Source organism: Pectobacterium cacticida (genome assembly GCF_036885195.1).
In the GTDB taxonomy this organism is placed as follows: Bacteria; Pseudomonadota; Gammaproteobacteria; order Enterobacterales; family Enterobacteriaceae; genus Pectobacterium; species Pectobacterium cacticida.
In genome coordinates this window covers 169160-193993 of sequence record NZ_CP133656.1, presented here as the reverse complement: position 1 = coordinate 193993, position 24834 = coordinate 169160, and the positions used below count along the sequence as shown (strand labels likewise).

Below are 24834 nucleotides of genomic sequence, written 5' to 3'. Positions count from 1 at the left end.
GGCTTAATCTTTTCCGCACGTAAATTAAAAAGGCCGTTCGCAATGAACTCCCTTGCCACAAGATATTCCTCCATACGAAAGCCGATTGTCACCGCGTTGGTTTAACTACCATGAGGGCTCATCTATTTGTCGCAAACCACAAGTCATTGAGGCGGAGTCCACACTGCCTGCTTAATATCTAGCTTTTCCGGAATGAGTTTTAATCGGGCAAAGGTATCTGCGATACGTTGCTGGCTGGCAATCGCCTCAGGAGAAATAAACTGAGCATCATAACCCTGCCTCTCAACGGCAAGCTGGGTAATACTTTCAGAGAGACCTAACAAGGGCGCGACTTGGCGAGCAACGCGCGCAGGATCATCGACGGCTTTCTTGCCGATCAGACGGATCTCTTCAATTAGCGCAGTGATAACCTGTGGATGTTTGACAGCAAAGTCACGCCTCGCCAGATAAAACTGGTAATTATTGACGATTCCACGCCCGTCACGCAGTACCCGAGCATGAATTTGACGCTCAGCCGCCGCACTGAAGGGATCCCATATCACCCAGGCATCTACGCTGCCATTCTCGAACGCTGCGCGCGCATCTGCTGGGGGTAAATAAACGGGAGTAATATCGCTGTATTGCAGGCCAGCTTCAGACAGGGCTTGGACTAATAAGTAGTGAACGTTTGATCCTTTATTTAACGCCACTTTTTTCCCTTTTAGCTGCGCCACTGAATTCAGCGGCGAATCCTTAAGGACTAAAATGGCTTCGGCCGTCGGCGACGCCGGCTCATTGGCGACATAAACCAAATCAGCCTGTGCCGCTTGAGCGAATACCGGCGGTGTTTCTCCCGTAAAACCAAAATCAATAGCGCCAATATTCAGGCCCTCCAGCAATTGTGGACCGCCGGGGAATTGTGTCCATTCAACCGTGACGCCTTGTGAGCGTAATCTGTTTTCCAGCGAACCTTCTTCTTTTAATAAGACCAGCGTTGTCGCTGACTTCTGATAACCAATCCGCACGGTATCGGCTAAAGCCGCTCCGGTGGAAAGCGCCAGTGATGTAATAAGAATAAAGCTATAACGGAAAAAATCGATCATAGGGGCACCATAATGATAGAAGGAATACTTCATCCTAACGGTAGATATCAGTATTACTAACTATCAGTTATGGATAATAATATTGATTATTTATCTAAAGAATAATGGTGTGAATAATATCACTCGCATGTTAAACAGCATAATAAAATTAGTTAACAGAAATGAAAAATCAGAATGAAGTATTCACACCCCACTATTTAAACCAAGACTTTTCTTATTTATCGCGTTAAAAACGGCAATAAAAGAATGAATTTATCTTTACGTTCTCCGCTATATCATCAAAATTTTTTTAATAGCTATTTAGCGGGTTTAACTTTAGTGGATTAGACTGAATGAAGGTCGCACCGTAAACACTTACGGAAATGTTAAATATTCAAACATTATCAGGTAGCTCGCTATGACCCACCCACAGAGAGATCTCCACAGCATGATTAACGACAATTTCTGGCTGCCCTTTACTCCAAACGGCGATTTTCATCGTGACCCGAAATTGTTTACGCAAGCGGATGGCCTTTATTATCAGGATCACCTTGGCAATCGTATACTTGACGGTGTCTCCGGCTTGTTTACTTGTGCTTTAGGTCACCGCCGTCAGGAAATTGCCGATGCGGTTTATCACCAATTGATGACGTTGGATTACAGTTCCAGCTTTTATCGTAGCCATCCCCTCGCTTTTGAAACAGCGAGAGAACTGGCGAAAATACTCCCCCCGCAACTCGATCGTCTCTTTTTTGTTAATTCGGGTTCTGAGGCCATCGACAGCGCACTGAAAGTGGCGCTTGCGTACCAGCGTGCACGCAAACAAAGTTCACGAACCCTCTTTATTTCTCGGGAACGAGCCTATCATGGCGTCAATTTTGGCGGGGTCGCACTAAGCGGGCTAACCAACAATCGTCGACAGTTTGCCGGCAGTTGGCCACAGGTGGTACATCTGCGTCATACCTGGCTGGAGGAAAACCGTTACCAGCGTGGTCAACCCTCATCCGGTGACTTTCTGGCTGACGACTTACAGCGCCTGATTGAGTTACATGGGCCTGAAAATATCGCCGCCTGCGTGATCGAACCCATTGCGGGGTCTACCGGCGTGCTGGTTCCGCCAAAAGGCTACCTTGAACGGATCCGGTTACTGTGCGATCGCTATGACATTCTGCTCATTATGGATGAAGTCATTTGCGGATTCGGGCGGACCGGTAAGGCGTTCGCCAGCCAGACCTTTGCTATTCGTCCTGACATCATTACCCTGGCCAAAGCGCTGACGAATGGCGCACAGCCGATGGCTGCGGTGGCGGTTGATCGCCGGGTTTACGAACACATTATTAATGCGGCGGGCGAGCAAGAGATTGAATTTTTCCACGGTTATACGTGGAGTGCCCATCCGGCAGCCTGCGCTGCGGCGCTAGCGACGTTACGGCTGTATCAGGAAGAGAACGTGTTTGCCAATGGAGAAGCGCTAAGCCCTTATTTTCTTGACAAACTCTTTTCGCTTCAAGGGCTGCCGATTATTAGCGATATTCGTGGTTTTGGGTTATTAGGGGGAATTGACTTACGTCCTGCGGAGAAGATAGGGCTGCGCGGTTATCAGTTACAGAAAAAACTTTTTGAGCACGGATTACATCTTAAATCGACTGGCGATACGCTAATTATCGCCCCGATACTGGTGTCGACGCCGGATCATATTGACGAGCTGTTTTCCATACTGCGTAAGGTACTTAGCGCAGAGCGCTAAAAATCTAGCCTCTTCCATGACGTTCACTCACTGCGAACGTCATGGAACGTGGCATAACCGTTATTGCCCTTGCCAAGGGACTAACTTACGTTGCAGATAACGCAACATGACTTCCAGCATAAAGGCAATGGCCGCGATCGTCAGTATCCCAAGAATGACAATATCCGTTAATAAAAATTGTGACGCCGCCTGAACCATAAACCCTAATCCCTGGGTTGCCGCGACCAATTCCGCCGCCACTAATGTCGACCATCCCACCCCTAATCCAATACGTATTCCAACTAAAATATCCGGTAGGGCACTGGGAAAAATGACATAACGAATTAACTGTAATGGCGTTGCGCCAAGCGTCTGTGCGGCGAGAATTTTAGTAGGGTCTGTGCTACGAACACCGTCAGCCGTCGCAATAACAATCGGTGCCAGAATGGCGAGATAGATCAGTAACACTTTAGAAAACTCACCAATACCAAACCAAATAACAATGAGTGGAAGGTAAGCCAACGGTGGGATTGGACGATAAAATTCAATCAGTGGATCGAACACCGCACGCAAAATGCGATGACGACCTATAGCAAGGCCTAATGGGATCGCCGTGGCCAACGCGGCCAATAACGCTAATCCGATACGTTGTAGGCTGGCAAATAAATGATACCAGAGCGTGGCATCCATATAGCCTACGGTCACCAACTGCCATAGCCGCTGTAACACGGCATAGGGCCCAGGGAGGAATAAAGGCTCAACAATTTCCAGCCAGGTAACAAACCACCACGCAAGCAATAATATACCTATGCTGAAACTGCTAATGGCGATAGAAGGAATAGAGCTTTTGGCCACCCGTGAATTTGGTGCCTTATACGTTGGTTCAGCAGATCGTTCGACAGTGCTCATAACGATATCCTCTTAATCGCGTGATGAAAACTGTTCGCGCTTGGCAAATAGACGAGAGAGTACCCATTCTCGGGTTTCAATAAACTGCGGATCCGATTTTATCGCTCGCGTGCTTTCCCCATTCGCATAGCGTGTGCCAAAACCAAGTTTTAAGTGCTCAATAATACGTCCTGGGTAAGGTGACATCATAATTAAATCTGTCGCCAGGAAAATGGCTTCTTCTATATCATGCGTAATCAAAAAAATAGGTTTAGCCGCGGTTTTCCATACCGTAAGTAATAATTCCTGCATTTGCTCGCGAGCGAATGCATCCAGCGCGCCGAAAGGTTCATCTAATAGTAATAGCTGTGGATTAGTAGCCAACGCTCTGGCAATACCGACCCGTTGTCGCTGACCGCCGGAAAGTTGCCACACCGCGCGATGTTCAAAGCCCGTTAAACCCACCTGCATCAATAATCGGCGCGCCTTTTGTTCGCGCTCAGCCTGCGGTATACCAGCTAACTTCATCCCAAACGCCACATTCTCTAACACATCTTGCCATGGTAATAAGGCATCATGCTGAAAAACAACGCCCCGTTCCACGCCCGGACCAGTAACAACGTTACCATCAAGTAAAATTGTGCCTTCAACGGGCGGAATAAATCCGGCAATCAGGTTGAGTAATGTGGTTTTCCCGCTTCCTGATGGCCCGAGTGCTACCATCAATTGCCCCGCCGACAGCGTGAAAGTAATATTTTCCAATACCGATTGTTCGCTAGTGGCATAACGGGCGCTTACTTGTTCAAGCTGCAATAATGTCATTCTTTATCCACCAGTAAAGCCCACTTATATCGACGACGATCGCGCAGGCATCATAAATTATTCGGGAATATATTGGGTTGTAACATAGGGAGAATAATCCGGTAATATGGCGTCAATACGCTGTTGATCTTTGAGGAACACCGCCGTATCGCCTATCGCTTTGGCAGCAGGCGCTGCCAGAAACTCTCGCTGTTCATTGGGCAGAAGGTAGGTATTGCCTTGAAGCAGGGCGGGGATATCTTCGGCTTTTGCACCACTTATTTTTGCCAATTTAGCGACATTGCCCTTATCCGCTAACCACGCCTGAGGATCATTACGGTAGTGGGTATAGGCATCTTGAGTCACTTTGGCAAAGGCTTTTGCTGCCAGAGGCTGTTTCTCGGCAAAGTCTTTTCGTACTAGCCAGACATCAAATGTCGGGGCCCCCAGCTTTGCCAGTTCACCTGAAGAAATCAGCACATCACCGTTTGATTTCGCTATGCCAAGCGCAGGCTCCCAAGTATAGGTGGCATCAATATCACCGCGTCGCCATGCGGCGCCGATCGCCGGGGGATTCAGATTTATAATCTGTACTTTTTTGGCATCAATATTCCAGTTTTTCAACGCGGCCAATAGGCTGTAATGACTCGTAGAAACAAAAGGCGTAGCAACCTTCTTGCCTATCAGATCCTGTGGTTTGACAATACCGGCACCATGACGCACCACCAGCGCTTCGCTAGCGCCCAGTTGGGAAGCGATCAATAATGTTTCAATCGGTATTTTCCGGCTCACTGCCGCCGCATAGGGGCTAGACCCTAGATAAGCGATTTGTACATCGCCCGAGGCAACCGCGGCGATTATTTCCGCTCCGGCATCGAATTTGCGCCAATCTATTTTCAGTCCCGTCGCTTTTTCGTAGGTTCCATCGGCTTGTGCGACCTGCGAAGGATCCGGTATTGTTTGATAGGCGACCGTAATATCGGCCGCTTTTGCTAAGAAACTAATATTGATTAATATGCCTAACGCTATTAGGCGTCGTAAAAAAAGATAGTGCATAGTTATCTCTCTGTGGTTATGAACTTTTTAAGTTTCTGCCATCAATATATGATGAAAGTTCAAGAAACAACCGCACTATCAATATAACTTATAAAGATACTGTTTTCTAAAAAATAGCTATAAAAATAAAATTTTATGAATCAATAAAATACTGACTAGCAAGAACTATAAAATAATATCGCACTCGATATAGCGAAATAACGATAAGATATTGACCATCACAACCCACACTCATAATTCCAACAATAGAATGAGAGTTATCCTATAAATAATAGAATAAGAGTTATCCTGCAATAGAGATAAAATTCAATGATCTTTTTCGCTATAGGCTAATACCGTATTCCCCAGTGCCTGTAATGCCAACGTCACATCCCCCGCGTTCACGGATTCGTCGGGGTGGTGACTGACGCCGCCGCGACAACGGACAAAGAGCATGGCAACAGGCCAACGCTCAGCGATAGCAATGGCGTCATGACCTGCGCCGCTCGGCAACATTATCGTCCGTCCCTGAACCTGCGCCACCGCCTGGTTTAGGTCTGACTGTAAGGAGGGATCGCAGCGGGTTGCGGCAATACGATAATATTCCTGTGCGTCGAACTGACAACCGCGTTGATGCGCGATAGCTTGTCCTTGCGTCAGAATACGGTCCAACAACGCATCCAGCGCCGTATCCTCAGGCCCACGAATATCCAGCGTCAGCTTTACTTCTCCAGGGATCACATTCGCCGCGCCCGGTAAACACTGCACGGTGCCAAACGTCGCCACCAGATAAGGATCGCTTTCTTGCGTGATAAGTTCTGCCTGCGCCATCCAGTGCGCCGCCGCCGCCAGCGCATCGTGACGCTGCGTCATCGGTACCGTACCCGCATGACCCGCCTGCCCCAGGAATGTACAATTAAGCCGCCGCGCACCGTTGATTGCGGTGACAACGCCCAGCGCTAAATCCTGCTGCTCAAGACACGGCCCCTGTTCAATATGGAGCTCCAGGTAGCCGACAATGTCATCAACCGGGCGCTCGGCTCGCGCAATCTGAAGCGGATCCAACCCGGCAATCGTTAATGCCTGCGCCACGCTGATACCCTCGGCATCCCGACACGCTAGCCAGCTTTCTGGCCAACTCCCCGTTAAGCCGCGGCTTCCCAGTAACGTAATCCCAAAGCGTGTGCCTTCTTCATCGCCAAAGCCGATGATTTCCAGCGCCACGGGCAAACGAATTCCCTGTTTATGGAGTGCTTGCACCACCTCAATCGCCGTCAGAACACCTAGCATACCGTCGTAACGACCTGCATTGCGTACCGTATCCAAATGCGAGCCCAACAGCAGCGCTGGCGCATCCGACGAGAGCCCATCATAGCGGCCGCAAATGTTGCCTACGCTATCCTGCCAGACTGTCATTCCCGCTTCACGCATCCACTCCCCTACACGCGCATTGGCGCGCAGGTGTTCCGGCGACAGATAAACGCGGGTCAACTGACCGGACGTTTCACTGATTTCCGCCAGCGCATCACAGCGTGACATAATCCGTTCGGCCGCCGCTTGCGCTGCGGCGGGCAACATCAGTATTTCACTCATGCGCATTCCTCTTGCGCCGCATAGCTATTCCAGGCGGCCTGCATCGCCTCACCTTGTACGGTACGGAAGCCAAGGCGATTTAATACCGCCTCAAGCGCCGTCAGCGTTTGCATTACACAATCTTTACGCGCGTTGTAGCCCATCGTTCCTATGCGCCAGATTTTGCCCTGAAGCGGGCCAAACGACGTACCGATCTCAATGGCGAAATCTTCCAGCAATAGCTTGCGCACCTGCTCACCGTGAACGCCATCGGGAATGACCACGCCCAGCACGTTATTCATTTTGTGTTTGAGATCGCCAAAGGTTTCCAGCCCCATCCCCTGAATCCCCGCCACCAGCGCATTGCCATGCAACGCATGGCGTGCGATGCTGCGGTCCACCCCTTCTTCAAGGATGACACGGGCACATTCTCGCGCGGCAAACAGCATGCTTGTCGCTTCGGTATGGTGGTTTAGACGCTCCGGCCCCCAATAATCCATCACCATGCCGAGATCGAAATAGTTGGAGTAGATCATCTCATCATCACCGTTCTGATGCGCGTCCGTTCGGATCCCCTGTTCGACGCATTTACGCCGACGGATCACCGCTTCCATCTGCGGACTCAGCGTGATCGGGGAACTGCCAGACGGGCCGCCGAGACACTTCTGCAATCCAGCAGACACCGCATCCAGTCCCCATTTGTCCGTTTCTAATGGGTTTCCACCAAACGAGGCCGTGGCGTCGGTGTAAAAAAGCACACCGTGTCGGCGACAAATTTCTCCCAAATCTTCCAGCGGTTGCAGCATCGTCGTTGACGTATCGCCCTGCACCGTCAGCAATAGGCGTGGGCGAACCGTCTTAATTGCATCCTCAATTCGATCGGGCGAGAACACTTCGCCCCACGGCACCTCGATAGTATGGACTTCAGCCCGGCAGCGACGGGCGATCTCACACAGCAGATGTCCAAACCGGCCTAATACCGGCACCAACACTTTGTCACCAGGACGAATCGCTGATACTAAGATCGCCTCGATCCCGGCGCGCGAGGTGCCATCCACCAGCATGGTCCAGCGGTTTTCCGTGCGAAAGAGCTGACGATAAAGCGCCATGACCTGATTCATATAATTAGTCATCGCCGGGTCATACTGCCCCACCAACTGGCTGGCCATGGCCCGTAATACGCGCGGATCGGCATTGATCGGCCCTGGCCCCATCAGTAGACGATGAGGTGGGTTAATTTGCGCGTAGCGTTCGCTATTCATATTGATGTACTCCAATGTATTAATGTTACGGGCCAGCCCAATACCGCCGTTGCCTATGTCCGATACCGGATGAGCGCAGCAGCCCTACGCTTCTGATAATCCACGGACGGAGGCGATAAATTGTTTCAATTCCGGCGTCTGCGGATTCGCAAACAGCGTTTTGCTGTCACCCTGCTCCCAGACGGTGCCTTGGTGCATAAACACCACGCGATCGCCCACCTCCCGGGCAAAATTCATTTCATGCGTGACCAGAACCAACGTCATCCCTTCCGCCGCGAGCTGCTCCAGCACTTTCAGCACTTCGCCGACTAATTCGGGATCGAGCGCCGAGGTAATTTCATCGCACAGTAAAACTTTCGGGTTCATCGCCAACGCGCGGGCAATCGCAACACGCTGCTGTTGGCCGCCAGACAGGTTGGCGGGATAGTAATGCAGACGTTCCCCCAGCCCGACTTTAGTGAGCATTTTTTCGCCCAACTCGCGACATTCCGCGGCGCTTTTACCCAGCACGCGGCGCGGCGCCAGCATGACGTTTTCCAGCGCCGTCATATGCGGAAACAAATTGAAGTTCTGGAACACCATTCCCACTTGACGGCTAATTTCCCGCGCCTGTGAGTCGCGATCGGTAACCGTCATGCCGTTTAGCTTGATGCTGCCATCCTGATAGCCTTCCAACCCATTCATGCAACGCAGAAGGGTACTCTTGCCGGAACCGCTACGTCCGATGATCGAAATGACCTCACCGGCGTCGATATCAAGATCCACGCCTTTGAGGACATGGTTCTGACCGTAATATTTTTGTACCTGATTAATGGTGATGAGCGGCATTGAATTTCTTCTCCAGATAGCGACTGTAGTAAGAGAGTGGGTAGCACATAAGGAAGTAGCCCAACGCCACCAGACCAAACACCTTGAATGGCTGATAAGTGACGTTATTGAGCATGGTTCCCGCTTTGGTCAGCTCAACAAACCCAATGATTGACGCCAGCGCGGTGCCCTTGATCACCTGCACGGAGAAACCCACCGTGGGCGCGATGGCAATACGCATCGCCTGTGGCGCGACCACGCGATAGAGCGTCTGGCCGAAATTCAGCCCAAGACAGCGCGATGCCTCCCACTGCCCTTTCGGCAAGGCTTCTACGCTGCCACACCAAATATCGATTAAAAAAGCGCTGGTAAACAACGTCAGCGCTAACGCCGCCGCCGTCCACGGGCTCACATCAATGCCAAACAGCGCCAATCCGAAAAAGGCGAGAAACAACTGCATCAGCAGTGGCGTCCCCTGAAATAACTCAACATACCCGCGTACAAAACGCGTTAGCCATTTACGCTTGGTTAAACGCAGTAGCATCAGTGGAAAGGTCACCAGCGCGCCGCCGATGAAAGCCGTCAACGACAACAGCAGCGTCCACCGTGCGGCTAACAGCAAGTTACGCACGATATCCCAGTCGGTAAATGTCATCATGGCTGGCTCCTAAAAAAACGCTGCCCTGCAAGGAGTAAGAGTTGCCGCATCAGGATGGACAACGCCAGATAACACAGCGTGGTCACCAGATACACTTCAAAGCTCAAAAACGTGCGCGACTGAATCAGGTTGGCGGCAAAGGTCAGTTCCTCATAAGACACCTGCGACACTACGGACGACCCCAGCATGACGATGATGCACTGACCGACCAAGGCCGGATAAATACGCTGAAGCGCGGGTGGTAAAATTACGCGCAGAAAAGTCTGCGCCCGCGTCAACCCCAGTACACGCGCGGCTTCCCACTGGCCTTTCGGCGTCACCTGAATGCCCGCACGGATAATCTCGGTACTGTAAGCGCCGAGATTAATCAACATGGCTAGCAGCGCCGCCTGTCCGGCCGTGAGTTTCCAGCCCAGACTCGGCAAGCCAAAAACGATGAAGAACAGTTGAACCACAAACGGCGTATTACGAATCAGCTCGACATAGAGGCCCCATAAGCGGCCTATCAGGGTGGGCTTGCCGCTGCGCAAGGCCGCACCACAGATTCCCAAGGCGATGCCGCCGAGCGTTGCCATTACCGTCAACTCTATGGTGACCCATAACCCCGCCAACAACTCAGACCAGAAAGGCAACAGCGCAGGGAAATTAAGCTGATAGGTCATATTTCGCTCCCGTTAAGCCTTGATGCTGTCAGGCAACGGCGCTTTTAACCACTTTTCCGACAGGCTATTGAGCGTGTTGTCCTGCACTGCCTTTTCGATCAACGCATCGACTTTAGCTTTAAGTGCCGACTCGCCTTTTTTCAGCCCGATGTAACACGGCGAATCCTTTAGCATAAACTTCGCTACTGGCGCTTTCGTCGGGTTCTGTTCAGCGATAGCCGCCACGACCAGATTCCCCGTGGCGACAAATTCCACCTGCCCTGACAAATAAGCAGACAGCGTAGTGTTGTTGTCTTCGTAGCGTTTAACCTGTGCAGCCTTCGGCGCAATTTCCGTCAGCACCATGTCTTCTACCGCACCGCGCGTTACACCGATGCTCTTGCCTTCCAGCGCTTCCGACGATGCCAGAGGGCTGTCCTTCGGACCAAATACCCCCAGGAAAAACGGCGCATAAGCACGGCTGAAATCGATCACTTTTTCACGCTCGGCGTTTTTGCCGAGGCTGGAGATCACCAGATCGACCTTATTCGTTTGCAGATACGGCACGCGGTTGGCGCTGGTGACAGGAACCAACTGCAACTTTAGTTTCATCTCTTTCGCCAGATAACGCGCGATATCGATATCATAGCCCTGCGGTTGCAGATCGGTTCCTACCGATCCAAACGGCGGGAAATCTTGCGGTACCGCGACGCGTAGCACACCGCGCTTTTCGATATCCTGTAGCTGATCGGCCATCGCGCTACCCACTTGAACCAATAGCATCGCCGCGCCCATTAACGCCAGTAACCCTTTTTTGATGCTCAATTTGTTGCTCAACATTGTTTCTGCCCCCGGTAAGTATAATTGAAACGAAAGATTCAATAAAGCGACCACTGAAACTATCGTTACAAAAACCAAGCAAGGAGCATGCCAGATTAAATTCGTACGCTTGGTGATGAGGAACGACGTTGAAGGCAGAGCATCATGCTGAAAGAGGGCATAGCGGTGGATATGGATAGGCAATATCGGTGAAAATTTTGGGCGTAGCGCTATGTCACAAAAATAATCCGGTTTTATCACGCCCGAAACGATCTGCATGGCTATATAATAATCGGCAAAACGCATCATTATGGTGCAATAGCACCAATTTAACGCCCCATTAGCGTTGCTCAAGCTCCCCCAGTTCACCATAAAGATCCGCGATCTGGTGAATGCGTTGGCGTCCGTCACGCAGCATTTCATGCAGTAGCGCGTTACTGATGACATTCACCAGACTCATCGCGGATGAATAGCTGTCAAACGCCGAAACGCTGTCCAGCGGGACGTTCAACGACCAGGTTGCTAGTGACATCAGCGCGCTACTCTGCGGTTCACACAACAGCAGCACAGGCACGCTGCGCTTTTGTAATTGCTCCAGTAGTGGCTGAATAAGGCGTGGACGGCGGCGAAAAGCCACGACAATCACCACATCCTGCTCCGTCAGATCGACTAACTCCTCGGATAGCGTCTGCCCCGGTTGCGCTAACAATGCCACCTGCTGGCGAATCTGGAGTAGTTGTTGACGCAGGTGTAGCGCCACCGGATAGCTATTACGCAGACCTATCAAACACAGGCGTTGCGCCTGCATCAGCGCTTGAATCACGGCGCCAAACTGTACGGGGTCGATCTGATTGATCCACTGCGTAAGGTTGGCCATTTCCTGTTTGTAATGGCGCGCCAGCAGCGTATTGCCCTGCACCGCATCGCGGTTATCCGCCAGCGGCATTCCGCTCTGGCGTAGCGTGCGCAGTTCATCACGCATATCACGATAGCTGGGATAGCCCAACCGTTTGAACAGACGGCTAACGGTTGCCTTAGAGACGCCACTCAGTCGCGCGAGTTCGGCGCTATTGTAGCTAATGAGATCGTCGAAATGATCAAAGATAAAATCCGCGACACGCTGCTCCTGTGGGGAAAGTTCGCTATAGCTATCCCGTAATCGTTCGTCTATGTGTCTCATCCGCTTACACTCATTAGCCTTGCTGTAACGTTTGTTTCATGCCGCAGAACATAACATAGGAGTATCGGGATGATACAGAGACTCTTCCCGCCACAAGACGACTTTTATTCGTAGGCCAAAACTGGAACGCCGTTTGCTTATAGCTAGCGTAACGTGAAGAAACCGCACCCTACATAAATGCATATAGGAGTTTTTTAGCATGATGCAAAGCAATATCGCTCCGCTGGGCATGGCGGTTGCGCCTCATCATTTAGCCAGCGCCAGCGCAGTAGCGATCCTGCGTGAAGGCGGTAACGCCATTGAAGCGATGGTCGCCGCAGCGGCAACCATCGCCGTGGTGTATCCGCATATGAATGGCATTGGCGGCGATGGGTTTTGGCTGATTGTGCCGCCACATGGTGAACCTATCGCCATCGACGCCAGCGGAGCCGCGGGGTCGCTGGCCAGCCGTGAACGCTATCAGGGCGAAAGCCGTATTCCGCATCGCGGCCCTAACGCGGCGCTGACGGTAGCGGGTACGGTCGGCGGCTGGCAGGAAGCGCTAAAAATCGCTCAGGAGCTGGGGGGTGAAACGCTCCCGCTCGCTCGTTTACTGTCTGACGCGATTCGCTATGCGGCGGACGGTATCCCCGTCACCCAATCACAAGAAGATGCGCTCACCCAGCATTACCATGAACTGAGCGATAATCCGGCCTTTAGTCGGCTGTTTATGCCACAGGGAACGATTCCACGCGCAGGCAGCCGTTTTACGCAACCTGATTTAGCCGAGACCTTAACCACGCTGAGCATTGAAGGGTTGGACAGTTTTTATCGTGGCTCTGTCGCCGCTCGACTATCGGCACAGATGGCGCTAATCGGTATGCCGTTGACGGCAGCCGATCTGGCGAATTATCACGCCAAACGCACGGCGCCGCTGGTGCTCAAACACAGTAAAGGCGATATCTATAATCTCGCGCCACCGACACAGGGTTTGGTCTCTCTGGCGATCCTCGGTCTGACCGATCGTCTGGAAATGGCCGATCTGAGCGATAGTCAGACGATCCATCGTATCGTGGAATCCACAAAGCTAGCGTTTGGCTTACGCGACCGTTTTATTACCGATCCTAAACTGATGACACAATCTGTGCAGGCACTGCTAGAAAGTGACACGCTAGATAGACTAGCAAAACAGATCGATACGCGAAAAGCCGCACCGTGGGGGGAAGGCAAAGGCCCTGGTGACACCGTCTGGATGGGCGTCTGTGACAGCAGCGGGCTCTGTGTCTCATTCATTCAAAGTATTTACCACGAATTCGGCAGCGGCGTCGTGCTGCCGGGAACCGGCGTGCTGTGGCAGAACCGCGGCGCATCGTTCAGCCTCGATCCCGCACATCTGTTGGCGTTGGAGCCGGGTAAACAGCCTTTTCATACATTAAACCCCGCGGCCGCACGGCTATCCGATGGGCGAACGATGGTCTACGGCTCAATGGGAGGAGACGGGCAGCCGCAGACGCAGGCCGCCCTCTTTATTCGTCACGTTCAGCAAGGTCTGCCGCTGCAACAGGCGATTACCGCGCCACGCTGGCTATTAGGGCGCACCTGGGGGCAGCCCTCCGATACGCTAAAGATTGAAGATCGCTTTCAGCCCGCCACGGTGGATGCCCTGCGCCAGTTAGGCCACGATGTCGAGCTGCTGGGTAGCTTTAGTGAAACCGTCGGCCACGCCGGCGCCATCGTGCGGCACACCAGCGGTATGCTGGAGGGCGCTTTCGATCCCCGCAGCAATGGCAGCGCGGCAGGTTTCTAATTTTTTAACCGGGAGAACACAGAATGACGATGACCGAACAAGATGTGCTGGCAGCTTATCTACAACAGATGGAGACGCTGCTATCCCTGCAACTCAATCAGGAACGGCGTCAAGAACTGTTAGTGCAATTCAGCCGCATTCATGGCATGGCACAGCCGTTAATGGCGTTCCCCCTTGATGAGCATCAGGAGATTGCCGGAGAGTACAGGTTATGAGTTTATACGACAGAAACGCGCCTTCATCGTTATCTATTCGGCAGATTCAGCAAAACTTGCAGGAAGGCGCCTTCTCCGCCAGGGAGCTTGCACAGCAAACGCTGACCGCCATTGAACAGCATAACCCGACGATTAATGCTTACACCCACGTCACCCGCGAACGTATGCTGGCGGAAGCTGAATGCGTTGACGCACGGCGTCAACGCGGCGAACCCTTACCGGCGTTGGCCGGTGTCCCCTATGCCGTTAAAAATCTGTTTGATGTCAGCGGTGAAACCACGCTGGCAGGCGCGGAACTTCTCAGCCAGCGCCCTCCGGCCGCTCATGATGCCTTTGCCCTGCGCCAGCTTACCCATCAGGGCGCGTTGTTGTCCGGTATGTTGAATATGGACGCCTATGCCTATGGTTTTACCACCGAAAATAGCCACTATGGCCCGACGCGTAATCCGCTCGACACACAGCGTATCGCCGGAGGATCATCGGGCGGGTCAGCGGCAGCCGTTGCTGCCGGACTGGTTAACTTTACCTTAGGCAGTGACACGAATGGCTCGATCCGTGTACCGTCGTCGCTCTGCGGCATTTTCGGGCTGAAGCCGACATTTGGTCGTTTATCACGCCACGGTACTCACCCCTTCGTCGCCAGCCTTGACCATATCGGCCCAATGGCGCGGAGCGCAGACGATCTGGCATTGGTATTCGATGCATTACAAGGTCACGATACGCACGATCGTTTTCAAGCCGATCAGGAAACGCGGCATACCGCAGAGCACCTGGAAATCGGCAGCGAGGGATTGCGCTACGCGGTGCTGGATGGCTATTTTTCCACCTGGGCTACCGAGGAAGCCAAAACCGCCGTGCACCAGATCGCACAAGCGCTGGGCGCACAGGATTGTCTGACGTTAGCCGATGCCGCGCTGGCCCGTAGCGCGGCCTTTATTGTGTCAGCCAGCGAAGGGGGAAATCAGTATTTGCCCGATTTACGCACACAGCCAGAACGCTTTGAGCCATTGTCACGTGAACGCCTGCTCGCTGGTGCGATGATCCCTGCCGCCTGGTATGTGCAAGCCCAGCGTTTCCGCCATTTTTTCCGTCAACAGGCGCTGGCGTTGTTCGAACACACAGACCTGCTAATTGCCCCCGCGACACCGTGTACTGCGACACTAATCGGGCAGGAAACGATGCGCATTAATGACACCGATCTGCCCGTGCGCGCCAGTATGGGCATGCTGACACAGCCGATCTCTTTTGTCGGATTACCCGTTGTGACAGTGCCAGTAGCGACCGCAGGCGGCTTGCCAATAGGCGTGCAGATCATCGGCGCACCGTGGCGCGAGGATCATTGTCTGCGCACCGCATGGGCACTGGAGCAGCAGGGTATCACGTATACTTTATGAGGAAACAAGATGTTGCCTGACAATATTAACCAGCAAGATGTGCTGGCCGATGTGACCGCCGCGTTTTATCGCTATGAGAAAGCGTTAACCAGTAATGACATTGCAGTGCTGGATGAATTGTTCTGGCACGATGAAAAAACGGTGCGCTATGGCGCGGGAGAAAACCTGTACGGCATCGAGGAAATTCGTGCCTTTCGCCTCGCTCGCCCTTCAGCCGGTCTGGACAGAACGCTGCGTAATACGGTCATCACCACTTACGGCCACGATATGGCCGTCGCCAGTACGGAGTTCACCCGCGCAGGCAGCACGAAGATCGGCCGCCAAATGCAGACCTGGGTCAAAATGCCCGAAGGCTGGCGTATTGTTGCCGCCCACGTCAGCCTGATGAGCGAATAACGGAGGAGATTTCCCCGCTTGTAGCATCCACCGAGGTCAATGCCCACAGCCCTTACTCTTCGGTGGATGATGATACGCCATCTCAATACCGTCACCATTGGTGCCGTGCGCGAATGCAACGTGATCATCCACAAATAATCATGCACGACTACACCTTAGATCCTATCCCAGTAGGCGTCATTGTCGCGGTCAGTTTGGTCACGGACAGCGCGCAGAAACCGGAGCGTACACGGAGTACGTGAGGATTTCGAGCACTGCCCAGGGCCAAAATGGCAAGTAAAATAGCCCCAATGGGATAGGTTCTTAATTTGCGGCGCATATCAGCCCTATCTGCCATATTAATTTCGCCAATCTATGGCTGATATATTATTAGGTCGCCCTTCATGTATGGCCGAAAATGAACACTGCATTTCCACGGCCAATATCTTTGCTATACTGTATACAATATCGACAGGCGAGATAAGCGAAGAATAGTGTCACGCCATCCTATTTTGGTGCCTGAATCACCCTGGATTGTGATTTATTTTCCTTATTATCTGTTGAATGATCACCGCGATAAATAGCGATGACGGCCTTATCGATAAAGGTTATATCCGACATTGATTCAACATAGAAGAAAAACGACGTAATACATTGTTATATAATAACTATTAGTAAAAAGTTAAATTCAAAATCCCCTTGTTTTCTATGAAGAAATGCCGACAAGGATAACGTGTTATCCTTGTCTAATATCATCCTGCCCGAATACCGCATTGCGGCCATAGGGGTTGTCTCAGAATCTGATTATGGTAGGGTAGCCTACGTTTAACCATTATCGGGACGATGTTATAGAATTATAAACGACACAGGAAAACCATAATTTCATGGCAATTAAACTTGAAGTAAAACACCTTTATAAGATATTTGGTGAACACCCGGAGAGAGCGTTTAAACTGATTGATAAAGGCCTGAGCAAAGATCAGGTATTTGAAAAAACAGGGCTCACCGTCGGGGTAAAAGATGCCAGTCTGGCCATTGAAGAAGGCGAGATATTTGTCATCATGGGATTATCCGGTTCCGGCAAATCAACCATGGTACGCCTTCTCAATCGTCTGATCGAACCCACTCGGGGTCAGGTGCTGATTGACGGTGAGGATATTTCCCAAATATCCGATGCTGCGCTGCGCGATGTACGGCGTAAGAAGATCAGCATGGTGTTCCAATCCTTTGCGCTCATGCCGCATCTGAACATCCTTAACAATACCGCGTTTGGGATGGAGTTGGCTGGCGTGCCGAAAGCGGAGCGCGAGCAAAAAGCGCTGGATGCGTTACAGCAAGTCGGGCTCGAAGCCTATGCGGCGTCTTACCCGGATGAACTCTCCGGCGGGATGCGGCAACGCGTCGGTTTAGCCCGCGCATTAGCCAACAATCCCGATATCCTGCTGATGGACGAAGCGTTTTCCGCGCTAGACCCGCTAATCCGTACCGAAATGCAGGATGAGCTGATCAAACTTCAATCTCGTCATCAGCGCACCATTGTGTTTATCTCGCACGATCTGGATGAAGCCATGCGCATCGGCGACCGAATCGCCATCATGCATGGTGGGGAAGTGATTCAGGTCGGTACGCCCGATGAGATCCTCAATAATCCAGCCAACGATTATGTCCGCACCTTCTTCCGTGGTGTCGATATCAGCCACGTCTTTAGCGCCAAAGATATCGCTCGCCGCCGTCCGGTCACGTTGATTCGTAAAACACCCGGCGTCGGTCCGCGCTCCGCGCTGAAAATCCTTCAGGACGAAGACCGTGACTATGGCTACGTGCTGGAGGGTGGTAAACGCTTCATTGGCGTCGTGTCAATTGATTCACTAAAACAGGCGCTGAAGGAACAGCAACCGCTGGAACAGGCGTTACTACCCGAACCTGCTCCCGTGCCCGCAGATATGTCACTCAACGAGCTGATTTCTCAGGTCGCACAGGCTCCCTGTGCCGTACCGGTCGTCGGCGAAAACCATGAGTACATTGGCATCATTTCCAAAGGAATGTTGTTACAGGCACTGGATAAGGAGGGAGCAACCAATGAATAAATCGACAAATCCATGGGATACCACCGCCGCGGCAGATGAGACAACCGCCCAGAGCGATCCATGGGCAACCAGCACACAAAACGCACCTACGCCCGATAACGCGGCGCAAAGCGATCCCTGGGCCACGACGACAGCTACGCATGATGCGGCCTCAAGCGGTAGCGATGCCTGGGCCAGTGCGCCCGCCGATGCGGCTCATCAGGCGGCGCAATCCGGCAGCGATTGGTTAAACAGCGCGGCTCCCACTACCCCAGAGCATTTTAATTTGCTCGATCCGTTTAAAGACACGCTGATCCCGCTGGATAGTTGGGTCACTCAAGGGATTGACTGGGTAGTACTGCATTTTAGACCGCTTTTTCAGAGCGTCCGAGTGCCGGTCGACTTCATCCTCAGCGGCTTTCAGCAATTTCTGCTGGGTATGCCAGCCCCCATCGCAATTTTGCTGTTTTCACTGATTGCCTGGCAGATGTCCAGCCTCGGCATGGGCGTCGCGACGTTATTGTCGTTGATCGCGATTGGGGCGATCGGGGCATGGTCGCAGGCGATGATCACGTTAGCGCTGGTGCTGACGGCGCTATTCTTCTGTGTAATTATCGGGCTCCCCATCGGGATTTGGCTGGCGCGCAGCGAACGGGCGGCTAAATTTATTCGTCCGCTGCTCGATGCGATGCAGACCACGCCCGCGTTCGTTTATCTGGTGCCCATCGTGATGCTGTTCGGTATCGGTAACGTACCCGGCGTGGTGGTGACCATAATCTTCGCCCTGCCGCCGATTATCCGTTTAACTATTTTGGGTATTCGTCAGGTGCCAGCCGATCTCATTGAGGCCGCCGAATCCTTCGGTGCCAGCCCGCGCCAGATGTTATTTAAGGTTCAACTGCCGCTCGCCATGCCGACCATCATGGCCGGTGTTAATCAGACGCTGATGCTGGCGCTGTCTATGGTGGTTATCGCCTCAATGATCGCCGTAGGTGGTCTGGGTCAGATGGTGCTACGCGGTATTGGTCGTCTGGATATGGGGCTGGCGGCGGTCGGCGGCGTCGGGATTGTCATTCTGGCGATTATTCTTGACCGTCTTACCCAGTCTCTGGGACGTGACCGTCGCAGTAAGGGCAACAAAAGCTGGTATGCCAGCGGCCCAATTGGTCTGCTGACACGTCCTTTCATCAAGCCGTAACGCTCGTCCCGCTTGTCTGGCATACGTCAGACAAGCGGCAACATTCACTATTCGTTTTATCCGCAACGCAACAATATACCTTAAATCATTCGAGTTTCAGGCAAGCGGCAAGAGAAGGCGTCCCGATGAGCTTACAGAGGTAAGTGATTCAGGTGACTAGAGCGCAGCCAACGGACATGCAACTTGAAGTATGACGGGTATAAAAACAGAGGGAATCATGATGCGTAACACTAAACTCTGGGCTGCTGCCCTGACGACAGCACTATTGAGCACACACGTTTATGCTGCTGACACCGCACAGCCGGGCAAAGGTATCTCCGTTGTTCCGGTGCAAAGCACCATCTCCGAGGAGACGTTCCAGACGCTGTTGGTCAGCCGCGCGCTGGAAAAGCTCGGCTATGATGTACAGCCGCCACAAGAGGTAGATTACAATGTCGCCTATACCTCAATCGCCTCCGGCGACGCCACGTTTATCGCGGTAAACTGGGATCCGCTGCACGCCGATCAATACCAAGCCGCTGGCGGGGACGCGAAGTTCTACCGCCAGGGGGAATACGTCACCGGCGCTGCACAGGGTTATCTCATCGATAAGAAAACGGCTGATAAATACAAAATCACCAACATTGCGCAGTTAAAAGATCCGAAAATCGCCAAACTGTTTGATACTAATGGCGATGGCAAAGCCGATCTCACGGGATGTACGCCGGGTTGGGGATGTGAAGCCGTTATCAATAACCATCTCCCCGCCTATGGCCTAACCGACACGGTGGAGCATAATCAGGGCAACTATGCAGCGATGATCGCCGATACCATTACGCGTTATAAAGAAGGCAAGCCGATTCTGTACTACACATGGACGCCTTACTGGGTGAGTGATGTACTGGTTCCAGGACGTGACGTTGTGTGGTTGCAGGTACCTTTTTCTTCTCAACCCGGCGCGATGAAGGGCGTCAGTACCAAGTTGCCTAACGGGGCCGACTACGGCTTCCCGGTCAATAACATGAGGATCGCGGCGAATAAGGCGTGGGCAGAGAAAAACCCAGCCGCAGCCAAGCTGTTTGCTATCATGAAGTTGCCGATTGCCGATGTGAATGCGCAGAACCTACGTATGCATGAAGGTGAGGGATCACAGCAGGATATCGAACGTCATGTCGATGGCTGGATCAAAGCCCATCAGCAATTGTTTGACGGCTGGGTGAAGACCGCCGCCGAGGCCGCGAAATAACGATCTATAGATGCGTGAATGTCGATCGTTTAAGGATCGAGATACCGGGATTATCACGGTGTGGTGCACTCCTGCGGGAACCCCAGCATCGTGTTTCCCCTAAATTCATGCTTAAACGACCATCATTCCCGTCGCCGAGCGCCCCTTTCACAAAAAGGGGCGTTTTTCATTGATGGGCGATAATTACGGCAGGTTAACGATTTCGACCCAGTTCGCACCTTTTCCGGTTGGGAATTGCCCCACTCGCACTAAATCCCCGTTGTCCTGGTTGATGCGATACACCGACAGCGATGTCGATTTTTCGCCGCTGGCGATCAGGAATTTGCCGCTGGGATCGATCTGCATACCGCGCGGCTGCGTTTCCGTCGGGTAGCGCGTAATGTATTTCAACTGACCCGTTTTCGGTTCAACCCGTAATAGCGTAATTGTGCTTTTGGTACGTTCCGATACGTACAAGAATTTTCCATTGGGCGTCAGGCGTAGATCCGCGCTCCATATTTTCGGTCTGTTATCGGCACGCTTTTTATCCGGCGCAATCGTTCCCACCCGCATTCCCGCATCCGCTGGAATGCTGTCTGTGAAATCGAGTAGCGTAAGCTGTCCCGTTTTTTCATCCAGCGTCAGGCGCGCGACTTTACCGGACAGCTCATTATTCACGTAGAGCGTTTTATTATCTGGCGCCCATACCAGATGGCGCGGCCCGTTTCCTTCAGGCAGCTTAACTACTGACGGTTCATTCGGCGTTAACCTGCCTGTTTTCGCATCAAACCGGAACTGGACAATTTGATCGCTGCCCAAATTGCTGGCGAAGACGAACCTATTTTTGTGGTCGGCAATAATGCTATGTGCCTTTTCCCCCGTTGGTACCACCGTGACCGCGCTTGCGTTCACCTTGCCGTCTTTATCAATGCCATTAACCGCGACTTTATTGCCGCCATACGAAGCGCTGAACAACCACTTCCCCGTAAAATCGGTCGAGAGGTACGCCATGTTGTCCGGCAGTTCCGCTTTACCTAACAGGCTGAGCGCACCGCTTTTAGGATCGATGTTATAACTCACCGCCGAATAGGGCACGCTGCGCGTGGCGGCATAGAGGGTAGATTTATCCGGGCTAACCGCCATCGGCATCACTTTCGCCCCTGCGGGTACTTTCCCGATGGCGGTTAATTCGCCACTGTGTGTATTAAGGATGTAGGCGTCGATTACGCCATCAGCGGCGGCTGAAACATAGACTGCGGTGACCGCCTGTGCTTCCATTGACCACAGCGCTGCTGGCAGCGCGGCGCATCCCATGAGTATCGCAATGCTTTTTATCTTAAATGTCCGGTAATACTTCATCATGTTCCCTGTCGATAGTGATATGCTGCGTGCGATAAGCTAAATCAATCGTATTAAAAACAAAACCGTCTATCGCATTATAAAAAGGGTAAAGATATTCTGGCATCTCAGTCAGCGCTACCCGATACTATAGCCTCCATTTTTAACATTACCTTAACGTTCATAGACTATGCCGCTTCCGCAACCTGCTTCCGACGCTCAGCCACAACCAGGGCTCAGCCTGTCTTTGACCCTGATTATGTCTGTCGCGACCGGCCTCGCCGTCGCCAGTAACTATTATGCTCAGCCGCTGCTGGAAACCATTGCCAGAGTCTTTGCGCTTTCCGTCAATCAGGCGGGGTTCATTGTTACCGCCGCACAGTTGGGTTACGCCGTCGGGCTGCTTTTTTTAGTTCCACTGGGGGACATGTTTGAACGCCGAACGCTGATTGTCGGCATGACGTTACTTGCCGCGGGTGGAATGCTACTCACGGCCTCTGCGCCTACGCTCTGGGTAATGATCGCGGGTACGGCATTGACGGGGTTATTCTCCGTTGTCGCCCAGCTATTGGTTCCCCTTGCAGCGACGCTGGCAACGCCGGAAACGCGCGGTAAAGTCGTCGGTACGATAATGAGCGGCCTGCTGCTAGGGATTTTACTGGCGAGAACCGCCGCGGGCGCGTTGGCTTCACTCGGCGACTGGCGCACCGTGTACTGGGTTGCCAGCACACTGATGGTCATCATGGCGCTGATCTTATGGCGGGCATTACCGCGCCTCCCTCAGCAAAACACGCTGAACTACCCGCAGTTGCTGCTTTCCATCTTCCGTCTGTTCTCCGCTACGCCACTGCTGCGTACCCGCGCTGTACTCGGCTGTTTGTGCTTCGCCAACTTCAGCATACTGTGGACGTCGATGGCATTCCTGCTGGCCTCTCCGCCCTACGGCTACTCCGAAGGGATCATCGGCCTGTTCGGGCTGGTTGGCGCTGCGGGTGCATTAGCAGCATCGCGCGCCGGACGTCAGGTCGATAAAGGTAAGGCTAAACAGACTACCAGCATCGGGATTATCCTGCTCTTACTCTCGTGGGGCTTTATTGCGCTCGGCAGTGCCTCCGTGGCAGCACTACTGGTAGGTATTATTGTGTTGGATTTGGCGGTTCAGGGCGTACACGTCACTAACCAGAGCGTGATTTACCGTATGATGCCCGACGCCCGTAATCGCCTGACTGCCGGCTATATGACCGTCTATTTTATCGGCGGCGCGCTGGGTTCGTTGCTTTCGGCCTCTGCTTACCAGCAGTGGGGCTGGCCTGGCGTCTGCGCCGCAGGTGGAATGATCAGCCTGCTAAATCTACTGGTGTGGTGGCGCAACCACCGCCATGAAACGCAGGAAGCGCTGGCAACGCTATAGCCCCGCACGCGGCTCGCTCCCTGTGGACGCTGCTCGTTTGACGACGTTTCCATTGGGGGAGTGCGCCGCTTCAGCAAACTTACTTTCGTGCTGTAATCGCGTGAAATTTCACTACCGCTTTGCTAGTGTTATCGGTTACCACGCTTTAACAACAACATGGCTATTCAGCCCAGTGAAAATATTAACCACGTCTGTTCCATCGGCACCGACAAAAGCGGCTTCTTTTAGCGAAGGCCTCTTTGACAGTCTGCCGATTGTTATCGGCTACATGCCCGTCGCCTTTGCGTTTGGCATGAATGCCGTCAAGCTCGGATTTACGCCGCTAGAGAGCATTTTCCTCTCTTGCGTTATTTATGCTGGCGCGAGCCAATTCGTCATCACCGCGCTACTTAGCGCCGGTGTGTCCATCTGGGTGGCCGCGTTAACCGTTATGGCGATGGATGTGCGTCATGTCCTCTATGGCCCGGCATTACGACATCGTATAGCGCAAAAACTGAGCGCGCGTAAAACTGCATTGTGGGCGTTTGGCCTGACGGACGAAGTGTTCGCCGCCGCCGCTACACGGCTGGCAAAAAATAATCGGCGCTGGTCTGAAAATTGGATGATGGGCGTGTCGCTGTCAGCTTGGCTTTCATGGGCGCTGGGCACGGTGATTGGCGCCGCATTCGGTGACGGCCCCCTAAAAAATTATCCCGCTGTAGAAGCAGCGCTGTCTTTCATGCTGCCCGCACTTTTCCTGAGCTTTTTGCTGGCTTCTTTCAAGCGTAGGCAGGGTCTGGTCGTAACCTGCGCGCTCGGCGGCGCACTACTTGGGTTACTGCTTTCCTCCATTCCGGCAGCAATACTGATCGGCATTATCAGCGGTTGCCTGGCATCGCTGGTTAATACCGCCACACCACGGGTAAACTCATGAACACAAACGTGATTCTTATCGGACTGATGGTCGGGTTAGTGAACTATCTGTTCCGCTATCTTCCCCTGCGACTCAGCACTTCGCGCGCTTCCGGTTCATTACAGCATGGCAGAAAGGCGCTATTGCTTGATAGCATCGGCATTGCCTCCATCTGCGCTCTGCTGATCGTTTCCAGCGTACCGGACATGCTTGCGCATCATGAAAAGCTCTGGCCCACCCTGATGGGGTTTATTACGTTGACAGCCTGCTTTTATAAGACGCGCAGTATCGTGTTATCAACATTGCTGGGGGCGCTATGCTACGGCATTGCGTTTAAATGGTTCTAACCCTTCTCTCCTTAAATTATTAGTTAATCTTTTGATTTAGATAGATAAGCGAAGTACATACTCTATGATGTACTGTTTCTCGCTTACTTTCTGTCACAGAATTAAGCTTAATTCCCACGTGGGTGCCGTTTACCCAGTTAGTAACATTCGTTACTATG

23 protein-coding genes are annotated in these 24834 nt (G+C 52.5%); 11 read left to right on the top strand and 12 right to left on the bottom strand.

Annotation, left to right across the window (positions count from 1 at the left end; translation table 11 throughout):
• Positions 1 to 143 precede the first annotated feature (143 nt).
• A complete protein-coding gene (locus RFN81_RS00870; protein WP_264497381.1) occupies positions 144 to 1082 on the bottom strand; it encodes a sulfonate ABC transporter substrate-binding protein in 939 nt (312 codons plus the stop codon).
• Positions 1083 to 1479: 397 nt separating this feature from the next.
• Between RFN81_RS00870 and RFN81_RS00865 the strand changes: the two genes are divergently transcribed.
• Positions 1480 to 2808, top strand: a complete 1329-nt coding sequence (locus RFN81_RS00865) for an aminotransferase class III-fold pyridoxal phosphate-dependent enzyme (RefSeq protein WP_264497380.1) — start codon at positions 1480 to 1482, stop codon at positions 2806 to 2808.
• 60 nt (positions 2809 to 2868) lie between these two features.
• Here RFN81_RS00865 and RFN81_RS00860 read toward each other — a convergent pair whose 3' ends face one another.
• The 10 genes from RFN81_RS00860 to RFN81_RS00815 all read right to left on the bottom strand — a co-directional run bounded on the left by RFN81_RS00860 (position 2869) and on the right by RFN81_RS00815 (position 12450).
• Positions 2869 to 3696, bottom strand: a complete 828-nt coding sequence (locus RFN81_RS00860) for an ABC transporter permease subunit (protein ID WP_264497379.1) — start codon at positions 3694 to 3696, stop codon at positions 2869 to 2871.
• Between the two features lie 12 nt (positions 3697 to 3708).
• On the bottom strand, positions 3709 to 4497 hold the full coding sequence (gene tauB / locus RFN81_RS00855; RefSeq protein WP_264497378.1) for a taurine ABC transporter ATP-binding subunit: 789 nt from the start codon (positions 4495 to 4497) through the stop codon (positions 3709 to 3711).
• A gap of 57 nt (positions 4498 to 4554) precedes the next feature.
• Positions 4555 to 5532 carry a taurine ABC transporter substrate-binding protein gene (gene tauA, locus RFN81_RS00850; RefSeq protein ID WP_264497377.1) on the bottom strand — a complete coding sequence of 326 codons (978 nt, stop codon included), beginning with the start codon at positions 5530 to 5532 and terminating at the stop codon, positions 4555 to 4557.
• 306 nt (positions 5533 to 5838) lie between these two features.
• Positions 5839 to 7104: an allantoate amidohydrolase gene (gene hpxK / locus RFN81_RS00845; RefSeq protein WP_264497376.1), complete on the bottom strand. Its 1266-nt coding sequence runs from the start codon at positions 7102 to 7104 to the stop codon at positions 5839 to 5841.
• Positions 7101 to 8345, bottom strand: a complete 1245-nt coding sequence (locus tag RFN81_RS00840; protein ID WP_264497375.1) for a pyridoxal-phosphate-dependent aminotransferase family protein — start codon at positions 8343 to 8345, stop codon at positions 7101 to 7103. The genes hpxK and RFN81_RS00840 overlap by 4 nt, the downstream gene beginning before the upstream one ends.
• Before the next feature lie 84 nt (positions 8346 to 8429).
• Entirely contained in the window at positions 8430 to 9173 is a 744-nt protein-coding gene (locus tag RFN81_RS00835) for an amino acid ABC transporter ATP-binding protein (protein WP_264497374.1), read from the bottom strand.
• Positions 9154 to 9807 (bottom strand): amino acid ABC transporter permease, encoded by a 654-nt coding sequence (locus RFN81_RS00830; RefSeq protein ID WP_264498839.1) that lies wholly within the window; start codon positions 9805 to 9807, stop codon positions 9154 to 9156. Before RFN81_RS00830 ends, RFN81_RS00835 begins: the two co-directional genes overlap by 20 nt.
• Complete coding sequence (locus RFN81_RS00825) at positions 9807 to 10472, bottom strand: amino acid ABC transporter permease (RefSeq protein ID WP_264497373.1); 666 nt, start codon at positions 10470 to 10472, stop codon at positions 9807 to 9809. Before RFN81_RS00825 ends, RFN81_RS00830 begins: the two co-directional genes overlap by 1 nt.
• A gap of 12 nt (positions 10473 to 10484) precedes the next feature.
• Positions 10485 to 11270, bottom strand: coding sequence for a transporter substrate-binding domain-containing protein (locus RFN81_RS00820; protein WP_264498838.1), 786 nt, complete (start codon positions 11268 to 11270; stop codon positions 10485 to 10487).
• Between the two features lie 340 nt (positions 11271 to 11610).
• Positions 11611 to 12450 carry a MurR/RpiR family transcriptional regulator gene (locus RFN81_RS00815; protein WP_264497372.1) on the bottom strand — a complete coding sequence of 280 codons (840 nt, stop codon included), beginning with the start codon at positions 12448 to 12450 and terminating at the stop codon, positions 11611 to 11613.
• A 199-nt stretch (positions 12451 to 12649) separates the two neighbouring features.
• Here RFN81_RS00815 and RFN81_RS00810 point away from each other — a divergent pair, with 199 nt between their 5' ends.
• From RFN81_RS00810 to proX, 7 genes are all read left to right on the top strand, one after another.
• Positions 12650 to 14236: a gamma-glutamyltransferase family protein gene (locus tag RFN81_RS00810; RefSeq protein WP_264497371.1), complete on the top strand. Its 1587-nt coding sequence runs from the start codon at positions 12650 to 12652 to the stop codon at positions 14234 to 14236.
• Positions 14237 to 14259: 23 nt separating this feature from the next.
• Entirely contained in the window at positions 14260 to 14451 is a 192-nt protein-coding gene (gene hpxX / locus RFN81_RS00805) for an oxalurate catabolism protein HpxX (protein WP_264497370.1), read from the top strand.
• Positions 14448 to 15845: an AtzE family amidohydrolase gene (locus tag RFN81_RS00800; protein WP_264497369.1), complete on the top strand. Its 1398-nt coding sequence runs from the start codon at positions 14448 to 14450 to the stop codon at positions 15843 to 15845. Before hpxX ends, RFN81_RS00800 begins: the two co-directional genes overlap by 4 nt.
• Before the next feature lie 9 nt (positions 15846 to 15854).
• A complete protein-coding gene (gene hpxZ / locus RFN81_RS00795; RefSeq protein ID WP_264497368.1) occupies positions 15855 to 16241 on the top strand; it encodes an oxalurate catabolism protein HpxZ in 387 nt (128 codons plus the stop codon).
• A gap of 863 nt (positions 16242 to 17104) precedes the next feature.
• Positions 17105 to 18307, top strand: a complete 1203-nt coding sequence (proV, locus tag RFN81_RS00790; protein WP_264497367.1) for a glycine betaine/L-proline ABC transporter ATP-binding protein ProV — start codon at positions 17105 to 17107, stop codon at positions 18305 to 18307.
• Entirely contained in the window at positions 18300 to 19484 is a 1185-nt protein-coding gene (gene proW, locus RFN81_RS00785) for a glycine betaine/L-proline ABC transporter permease ProW (protein ID WP_264497366.1), read from the top strand. Before proV ends, proW begins: the two co-directional genes overlap by 8 nt.
• 220 nt (positions 19485 to 19704) lie before the next feature.
• Positions 19705 to 20709, top strand: a complete 1005-nt coding sequence (gene proX, locus RFN81_RS00780) for a glycine betaine/L-proline ABC transporter substrate-binding protein ProX (RefSeq protein ID WP_264498837.1) — start codon at positions 19705 to 19707, stop codon at positions 20707 to 20709.
• A 183-nt stretch (positions 20710 to 20892) separates the two neighbouring features.
• Here proX and RFN81_RS00775 read toward each other — a convergent pair whose 3' ends face one another.
• Complete coding sequence (locus tag RFN81_RS00775) at positions 20893 to 22050, bottom strand: lactonase family protein (RefSeq protein WP_264497365.1); 1158 nt, start codon at positions 22048 to 22050, stop codon at positions 20893 to 20895.
• A 166-nt stretch (positions 22051 to 22216) separates the two neighbouring features.
• On the opposite strand from RFN81_RS00775, the gene RFN81_RS00770 reads away from it, so the two are divergent.
• From RFN81_RS00770 to ygaH, 3 genes are all read left to right on the top strand, one after another.
• Positions 22217 to 23437 carry an MFS transporter gene (locus tag RFN81_RS00770; RefSeq protein ID WP_264497364.1) on the top strand — a complete coding sequence of 407 codons (1221 nt, stop codon included), beginning with the start codon at positions 22217 to 22219 and terminating at the stop codon, positions 23435 to 23437.
• A 172-nt stretch (positions 23438 to 23609) separates the two neighbouring features.
• Complete coding sequence (locus tag RFN81_RS00765; RefSeq protein WP_264498836.1) at positions 23610 to 24350, top strand: AzlC family ABC transporter permease; 741 nt, start codon at positions 23610 to 23612, stop codon at positions 24348 to 24350.
• Positions 24347 to 24676, top strand: a complete 330-nt coding sequence (gene ygaH, locus RFN81_RS00760) for an L-valine transporter subunit YgaH (RefSeq protein WP_264497363.1) — start codon at positions 24347 to 24349, stop codon at positions 24674 to 24676. The genes RFN81_RS00765 and ygaH overlap by 4 nt, the downstream gene beginning before the upstream one ends.
• Positions 24677 to 24834 lie beyond the last annotated feature (158 nt).

Coding starts and splice junctions, on each gene's coding strand:
- RFN81_RS00870 (WP_264497381.1), bottom strand. CDS start 1,082: ATGATCGATTTTTTCCGTTATAGCTTTATTCTTATTACATCACTGGCG.
- RFN81_RS00865 (WP_264497380.1), top strand. CDS start 1,480: ATGACCCACCCACAGAGAGATCTCCACAGCATGATTAACGACAATTTC.
- RFN81_RS00860 (WP_264497379.1), bottom strand. CDS start 3,696: ATGAGCACTGTCGAACGATCTGCTGAACCAACGTATAAGGCACCAAAT.
- tauB (WP_264497378.1), bottom strand. CDS start 4,497: ATGACATTATTGCAGCTTGAACAAGTAAGCGCCCGTTATGCCACTAGC.
- tauA (WP_264497377.1), bottom strand. CDS start 5,532: ATGCACTATCTTTTTTTACGACGCCTAATAGCGTTAGGCATATTAATC.
- hpxK (WP_264497376.1), bottom strand. CDS start 7,104: ATGAGTGAAATACTGATGTTGCCCGCCGCAGCGCAAGCGGCGGCCGAA.
- RFN81_RS00840 (WP_264497375.1), bottom strand. CDS start 8,345: ATGAATAGCGAACGCTACGCGCAAATTAACCCACCTCATCGTCTACTG.
- RFN81_RS00835 (WP_264497374.1), bottom strand. CDS start 9,173: ATGCCGCTCATCACCATTAATCAGGTACAAAAATATTACGGTCAGAAC.
- RFN81_RS00830 (WP_264498839.1), bottom strand. CDS start 9,807: ATGACATTTACCGACTGGGATATCGTGCGTAACTTGCTGTTAGCCGCA.
- RFN81_RS00825 (WP_264497373.1), bottom strand. CDS start 10,472: ATGACCTATCAGCTTAATTTCCCTGCGCTGTTGCCTTTCTGGTCTGAG.
- RFN81_RS00815 (WP_264497372.1), bottom strand. CDS start 12,450: ATGAGACACATAGACGAACGATTACGGGATAGCTATAGCGAACTTTCC.
- RFN81_RS00810 (WP_264497371.1), top strand. CDS start 12,650: ATGATGCAAAGCAATATCGCTCCGCTGGGCATGGCGGTTGCGCCTCAT.
- hpxX (WP_264497370.1), top strand. CDS start 14,260: ATGACGATGACCGAACAAGATGTGCTGGCAGCTTATCTACAACAGATG.
- RFN81_RS00800 (WP_264497369.1), top strand. CDS start 14,448: ATGAGTTTATACGACAGAAACGCGCCTTCATCGTTATCTATTCGGCAG.
- hpxZ (WP_264497368.1), top strand. CDS start 15,855: ATGTTGCCTGACAATATTAACCAGCAAGATGTGCTGGCCGATGTGACC.
- proV (WP_264497367.1), top strand. CDS start 17,105: ATGGCAATTAAACTTGAAGTAAAACACCTTTATAAGATATTTGGTGAA.
- proW (WP_264497366.1), top strand. CDS start 18,300: ATGAATAAATCGACAAATCCATGGGATACCACCGCCGCGGCAGATGAG.
- proX (WP_264498837.1), top strand. CDS start 19,705: ATGCGTAACACTAAACTCTGGGCTGCTGCCCTGACGACAGCACTATTG.
- RFN81_RS00775 (WP_264497365.1), bottom strand. CDS start 22,050: ATGATGAAGTATTACCGGACATTTAAGATAAAAAGCATTGCGATACTC.
- RFN81_RS00770 (WP_264497364.1), top strand. CDS start 22,217: ATGCCGCTTCCGCAACCTGCTTCCGACGCTCAGCCACAACCAGGGCTC.
- ygaH (WP_264497363.1), top strand. CDS start 24,347: ATGAACACAAACGTGATTCTTATCGGACTGATGGTCGGGTTAGTGAAC.